Origin of the sequence: Chryseobacterium sp. BGARF1 (genome assembly GCF_001677955.1) — a bacterium.
Taxonomy (GTDB): Bacteria; Bacteroidota; Bacteroidia; order Flavobacteriales; family Weeksellaceae; genus Chryseobacterium.
Map to the genome: position 1 here is coordinate 1 of NZ_LELA01000168.1, position 6,444 is coordinate 6,444.

Consider the following 6,444-nt stretch of genomic DNA (forward strand, 5'->3'; position numbering starts at 1 on the left):
CCCCAAATCAGTATATTATCTGTCAATTCCAAAATAATTGAAGAAATTAATTTCTGTGTATTTTTCCAAATTTAGAAGAATACCTTTTTATAACCACTATTTCTAAGTTTTATATTTTTTTTGATTTTTTTCAGAATTAATTAAATAAATTTAATAAGAAATTGCTAAGGCAATATTTCTTCAGATATAATATTTTCACTAAAAAAAATAATTTTAATAACTCTACATGAAATTAGCTTTGATTCACGATTGGTTTGACAAATATGGAGGTGCAGAGAGAGTCATAAATTCTATAGATAAATGCATGTCCTTTGATTATTATTTTGCTTATGCAGATATAATGAAGAAAAAGGATAAGCTAATAATGTTTAATGGGAAGAATCCAGAAATAAACACAAGTTATTTGTTGAAATTTTTGGGAAATAAATTTAGATTTGCGTTGCCTTTTTTTCCTTTAGTTACTAAAAATTTTAATTCGCAAAATCGTAAAAAATATTCTGTAGATTTAGTAATCAGTTCATCATGGTGTTTATCCAAAGGCTTTAGAATTGGAAATGAAACGCATATATGTTATATACAAGCACGAAATTTTAAATACGTGTGGGATGAATATGATAATTATTTTCCAGGTATATTAGGCCTGATATTTTTGCCATTTAGAAAATATCTTCAAAGATTTGATAAAAAAATGGCTAAAAATCCCGATTACATCATAGCAAATTCTATATATGTTCAAAATTGGATTGAAAAAAACTACAAAGTCAAATCGTCTGTTATTTATCCCCCAGTTTCAATAGAGAATTTTAATTTGCGCACAATAAATATTTCCGATTCAGAATATTATGTAACCGTTGGACGACTTGTGAAATATAAAAGATTTGATTTGTTGGTAAAGGCATTTATAAAATTGAATAAAAAATTAATTGTAATTGGTGATGGTCCAGAAAAATCAAAATTAGAACAATCAGCAAAAAACTCAGATAAAATAATTTTTACTGGGTATCTATCATCTACTGAAATTAATAATTATATAACTAACGCAAAAGCATTTGTGTTTTCATCATTAGAGGATTTTGGAATTGCACCAGTAGAAGCTCAGGCATGTGGAACCCCAGTAATAGCTTATGGCAAGGGAGGTGTTTTAGAAACCATAATTGAAGGGAAAACGGGTGTCTTTTTTTATAAACAACAAGTTGAGAACATAATTGAGGCTGTAGAAAACTTTGAAAAAAATATAAAGGATTTTAATCCTATCGTTATTCGTGAAAATTCGAAAAAATTTAGTGAAGAAGTTTTTATAAAAAAGCTGAACTTATTTGTTGAAGAAAACATATCCTAAATAAAAATCTTTCTTGTTTTTTTATTTAGGATATGTTTTGAGTTTTTGCGATTTATTCTTATTTTTGTAATAACTAAGATAAAAGTTATGAAAACACAAAAGGTTGGAATTCCTTTCTCATCATTTGATTTGCTAAATGGGGGTCATATAAAAATGCTATAAGAAGCCAAAACTGCTTGTGATTATTTAATAGTCGAACTACAGCTAGACTCTACATTAGATTGTCTGAACAAAAACAAACCTTCCCAAACTATTGTTGAGCGTTATACAGCTAAAAGTTTCTAAAGATGTGGACGAGATAATTCCTTATAATACAGAACAAGATTTGATGGATATTTTACAATCTTTTGTAATAAATGTACCTATAATCAGAAGCGATTACAAAGATAACAACTTCACTGGAAAAGACTATTACGATGAGAAGGGAATAGAGAAATTCTATAATAAAAGAGATCATAGGTTCTTCTAGCTCAGCCTTAAAAAAAGAAGTTTTCGAACAAGAACAAAAAAAATCGATTCCACATTAGGAAAGCAAGTCGTATGAAAATAAAAGAAACTCCACTAAAAGACTGTTATATTATTGAACCTACTGTTTTCGAGGATGACAGAGGTTATTTTTACGAAAAATATAATGAGCAAAAATTTGAACAATTGACAGGATTGAATGGTCATTTCGTTCAAGACAATATTTCAAAATCCAGCTATGGCGTTCTCAGAGGTTTACATCTGCAAAAAGGAGAAAGATCTCAGGCAAAATTAGTGTCATGTTTAGAAGGAAAAGTTCTAGATGTAGCGGTTGATTTACGCGAAGATTCTCCCACTTTTGGAAAATGGTTTTCTATTGAATTAACAGCCGAAAATAAATTACAATTGTATGTTCCCAGAGGTTTCGGACACGGGTTCTCTGTTCTTAGCGAAACTGCTGTGTTTTCATATAAATGTGACAATTTTTATGATAAAGAATCAGAAGGAGGTGTTCTTTGGAATGATTCTGATCTCAATATAGATTGGAAACTTCCGCTCGCAGATATTATTTTATCTGATAAAGATCAAGTTTTACCAACATTTGCTTTGAGAAATTTTTAATATATTAGAGTTTTTTTAAGCTTAAAAATAAGAATGTTTAATTTTTAGCTTTTAATTAAAGTAAGTATCATCACAAATGATTGAATTATTGTATGTTAGTTTATTTTTTTAAACACCTTCCTAAAATATTTTTGATAATAGATTATATCATTATCAATTTCTTATTTATTTTTGGCAAGCTCTATTTTTTTGAATTCGATCAAAAAAATTTTTCTCAAGAATATAAAGTTCAGCTTTTTCTTCTCAATATATCTTGGTTTGTAATAACAATAATTACCAAACCCTATAAAAGTTTGAAAGTTAAAGAATCATCATTGCATTTTAATGCTTTAACCAAATCTTTTTCTTTACTAATTTTTACTTCTATCATTTTCTTACTTCTGATTTTTTCTGTGAAAATCAACTATGCTAATATTATCGTATATTTTCTGTCGGTTAGTTTTTTTATGTCTTTTACTAGATTTTTACTTTTTTTATATAGAAAGAAAAATAGAGTAAAATTAGGCAGAAAACTTTATTCTTTTAATACAGTATTGGTTGGTGAGAACAAACTATCTGCCACATTGCTATCCAATAATGATTTAAGAAGAGCGCTCGGAATAAGAGGAACGTATACGATTGTAAGTACAGAAACAAAAAATAAATATCTTGGTAGAATTGATAAACTAATTCAGGATTTAGAAACAACAAAAATAAATAGCATCATTTTCTGTGATAATGATATAGATGTTGAGCTTTATAAACAAATTGTTGAAATTGCTGAACATAAAATGATAAGAATCTATATGGTATCCGATTTCAAATATGCCAACTTAGGACCTAATTATTTTGATGTAATCCACGAAATTCCATTTCTTAAACTTATAAGAGAACCCCTTTCAAATCCTAAGAAGCAGTTGTTAAAAAGAACATTTGATATTGGTTTTTCATTTTTTGTAATGGTATTTTTATTATCTTGGTTAATACCTATTGTTGCATTAATTATAAAACTAGAAAGTAATGAATCTGTATTTTTCATACAAAAAAGATCAGGCCTAAATAATGAACCGTTCAATTGTATGAAATTCAGAAGCATGACGAGCAATAGAAATGCTGATCTGCAAACCGCAACTAAAAATGATAATAGAATTACCAAGTTCGGGGCTTTTATACGAAAAACAAGTATTGATGAATTACCACAGTTTATAAATGTTTTTTTTGGCGAAATGTCAATTGTAGGTCCTAGACCTCATATGTTATCTCAAACAGAAATGTATTCAAAAATTACAAAGAAATACATGACCCGACATATTGTAAAACCGGGAATTACAGGTTGGGCACAAGTAATGGGAGCAAGAGGTGAAATATTTTCTCATAAAGATATGGAACGAAGAATAGAAAAAGATGTTTGGTATATTCAGAACTGGTCTTTCTTTTTAGACATGAAAATAATATTTTTAACGCTATATAATATAGTAAAAGGCGATGAACAAGCATATTAATGTTATTTTATATAATATTGTTTATAATCAATATAAATAGAGAACCGAATCATCGGTTCTTTTTTTTATTCTTAAATTTGCACCCACAAAAATTACTGATTACTAATTACTTATTATTCAATATAAAATGCGCACAAAATCTGTAGGTAAGAAAAAGATAAATATCGTCACGTTGGGATGCTCCAAAAACGTGTACGATTCTGAAGTGTTGATGAGCCAGCTGAAAGCCAACGGAAAAGAAGTTGTGCACGAAGATAAAGGTGATATCGTTGTAATAAACACTTGTGGTTTTATTGATAATGCAAAAGAAGAATCAATCAATACGATTCTAGATTTTGTTGAAGCTAAAAGCAGAGGTGAAGTTGAAAAGGTCTTCGTTACAGGATGTCTTTCAGAAAGATATAAACCAGATCTAATTAAAGAAATTCCTGATGTTGACCAATATTTTGGTACGAGAGATCTTCCAATTTTATTGAAGCATTTAGGAGCAGACTATAAACATGAATTGGTTGGCGAAAGATTAATAACCACACCAAAACATTACGCTTACCTTAAGATCTCTGAAGGGTGCGATAGACCTTGTTCGTTTTGTGCAATTCCTTTGATGAGAGGTGGCCACGTTTCTACACCAATTGAGAAATTGGTGAAAGAAGCTCAGAAATTAGCGAAAGTAGGAGTAAAAGAATTAATTTTGATTGCTCAGGATCTAACGTATTACGGTTTAGATATTTACAAAAAGAGAGCTCTAGGCGAACTTTTAAAAGAATTGGTGAAAGTAGAAGGGATCGAGTGGATCCGTCTTCATTATGCTTTTCCAAGTGGTTTCCCGGAAGATGTTTTAGATATTATCCGTGAAGAACCGAAAGTTTGTAATTATATAGATATACCGCTTCAGCATATTAATTCAGATTTGTTGAAATCGATGAAACGTGGAACTACTCATGAGAAAACAAATGCCTTATTAGATAAATTCAGAGAGAAAGTGCCAGATATGGCAATCAGAACAACTCTAATTGTAGGATATCCTGGGGAAACGGAAGAAAGATTCCAGGAATTGAAAGAGTGGGTAAGAGAGCAGAAATTCGATAGATTAGGATGCTTCACTTATTCACATGAAGAAAATACAGGAGCGTACGTTTTAGAAGATGATATTCCACAGGAAGTAAAAGAGGCGAGAGTAGAAGAAATTATGGAATTGCAATCGCAAATCTCTTGGGATAAAAACCAAAAGAGAATCGGTGAGGTTTATAAATGTGTTTTCGACAGAAAAGAAGGGAACTATTTCGTAGGTCGTACAGAATACGATTCTCCGGACGTAGACAATACCGTTTTGGTATCTGCAGAAAATACTTACATTTCAATTGGTGAATTTGCCAATGTAAAAATTACTTCAGCTGAAGAATTTGATTTGTACGGAGAGCTTGTTTAAGCTAAAATATAAAAGCAAAAACCAATGATTCGTCATTGGTTTTTTTATTTTAGTTAAAATGCAGTTTATCTTTTAGTTAAATCTTTGGTAAAGATACTGCCCAAATTCTTTTCCTGCGGAAAATATTCCTATCAAAATCACCGCTAAAACGAGAATAAGCAGTATTTTGTTGTTTTTTAGCTTTTCCATAATATTTTATGATTTACTAATAAGTAGTGTGTTTTTTTAATTCGTTACAGCGATTTTTTTCAATTTTTAATTTTGATTAATTTGTTGATTTTAAGTATGTTATGTTTTTGTTGAATACTGAATTATGCACCATTTAGTTAATTATGTTAACATTTTGGCTGTTTTTTTAACACTTTTTAACTTAGTAGTCTAAATCCCCTATTAATAGGTACTTACAAACTTAATTAAGTTTTATTTAAGTTTTATTTAACATTTGTTAACTTTTAGAATAGGCAGGTAAAAAGTTTAAGTATAGTTTTGCCTCGTCAAACAAGTAAAAGTTCAAAATGATGAAAAGATTCATTCTCGTAATCATAATGATGATTTCAACACTAGGTATTTATTCATTTACGAATAATGCTGTAGATGCGAAGAAAACAAGTTATGCATCGTACTACCACGATAAATTTAACGGTAGAAAAACTGCAAGCGGAGAAGTTTTTGATAATTCAAAACTTACCGCAGCGCACAGAACGCTTCCTTTTGGTACCGAAATTAGGGTTACCAATCTGAACAATGGTAAAGAAGTAATCGTATCGATTAATGATAGAGGACCTTTCCATTCGTCAAGAGCATTAGATATGTCTAAAGCCGCGTTCGATGAAATCGGAAATACCGATCACGGTACGATTCCGGTGGAATATGAAATTGTCGATTAATTTATGATTTAAATTAGAAAGCCAGCTAAATTTTAGCTGGCTTTTATGTTTTCTTACACTTGCTCATTAATATCAGTTGCGTTGAGAATTTTCATGGATCAGTCTCAAAAGTTGGGGACTAAGCAAAAAGTTTTGATAATCTGAATAGAAAAAAAGACTTATCTCGTACGCCTCTAAGTTGTAATCTGAAGTTTTTTATTTTCGCATTGAAAGATTCTGCTG

General features: G+C 29.9%; 5 protein-coding genes and 2 pseudogenes. 6 read left to right on the top strand and 1 reads right to left on the bottom strand.

What is annotated here, in order from left to right:
• Nucleotides 1-226 precede the first annotated feature (226 nt).
• The 6 genes and pseudogenes from AB671_RS21180 to AB671_RS21205 all read left to right on the top strand — a co-directional run bounded on the left by AB671_RS21180 (nucleotide 227) and on the right by AB671_RS21205 (nucleotide 6,222).
• Nucleotides 227-1,339, top strand: a complete 1,113-nt coding sequence (locus AB671_RS21180) for a glycosyltransferase (protein WP_066680928.1) — start codon at nucleotides 227-229, stop codon at nucleotides 1,337-1,339.
• A gap of 87 nt (nucleotides 1,340-1,426) precedes the next feature.
• Nucleotides 1,427-1,866 (top strand): annotated as a pseudogene (locus AB671_RS22865) (glycerol-3-phosphate cytidylyltransferase).
• A gap of 13 nt (nucleotides 1,867-1,879) precedes the next feature.
• Nucleotides 1,880-2,425: a dTDP-4-dehydrorhamnose 3,5-epimerase gene (gene rfbC / locus AB671_RS21190; RefSeq protein ID WP_066680929.1), complete on the top strand. Its 546-nt coding sequence runs from the start codon at nucleotides 1,880-1,882 to the stop codon at nucleotides 2,423-2,425.
• 92 nt (nucleotides 2,426-2,517) lie between these two features.
• A complete protein-coding gene (locus AB671_RS21195; protein WP_066680932.1) occupies nucleotides 2,518-3,906 on the top strand; it encodes an exopolysaccharide biosynthesis polyprenyl glycosylphosphotransferase in 1,389 nt (462 codons plus the stop codon).
• Nucleotides 3,907-4,033: 127 nt separating this feature from the next.
• Nucleotides 4,034-5,335: a 30S ribosomal protein S12 methylthiotransferase RimO gene (gene rimO, locus AB671_RS21200; protein ID WP_066680934.1), complete on the top strand. Its 1,302-nt coding sequence runs from the start codon at nucleotides 4,034-4,036 to the stop codon at nucleotides 5,333-5,335.
• A 515-nt stretch (nucleotides 5,336-5,850) separates the two neighbouring features.
• Nucleotides 5,851-6,222, top strand: coding sequence for a septal ring lytic transglycosylase RlpA family protein (locus tag AB671_RS21205; protein ID WP_066680936.1), 372 nt, complete (start codon nucleotides 5,851-5,853; stop codon nucleotides 6,220-6,222).
• Nucleotides 6,223-6,340: 118 nt separating this feature from the next.
• Here AB671_RS21205 and AB671_RS22970 read toward each other — a convergent pair.
• Nucleotides 6,341-6,444 (bottom strand): annotated as a pseudogene (locus AB671_RS22970) (DDE transposase); the annotation flags it as partial.

Coding starts and splice junctions, on each gene's coding strand:
- AB671_RS21205 (WP_066680936.1), top strand. CDS start 5,851: ATGATGAAAAGATTCATTCTCGTAATCATAATGATGATTTCAACACTA.
- AB671_RS21180 (WP_066680928.1), top strand. CDS start 227: ATGAAATTAGCTTTGATTCACGATTGGTTTGACAAATATGGAGGTGCA.
- rfbC (WP_066680929.1), top strand. CDS start 1,880: ATGAAAATAAAAGAAACTCCACTAAAAGACTGTTATATTATTGAACCT.
- rimO (WP_066680934.1), top strand. CDS start 4,034: ATGCGCACAAAATCTGTAGGTAAGAAAAAGATAAATATCGTCACGTTG.
- AB671_RS21195 (WP_066680932.1), top strand. CDS start 2,518: ATGTTAGTTTATTTTTTTAAACACCTTCCTAAAATATTTTTGATAATA.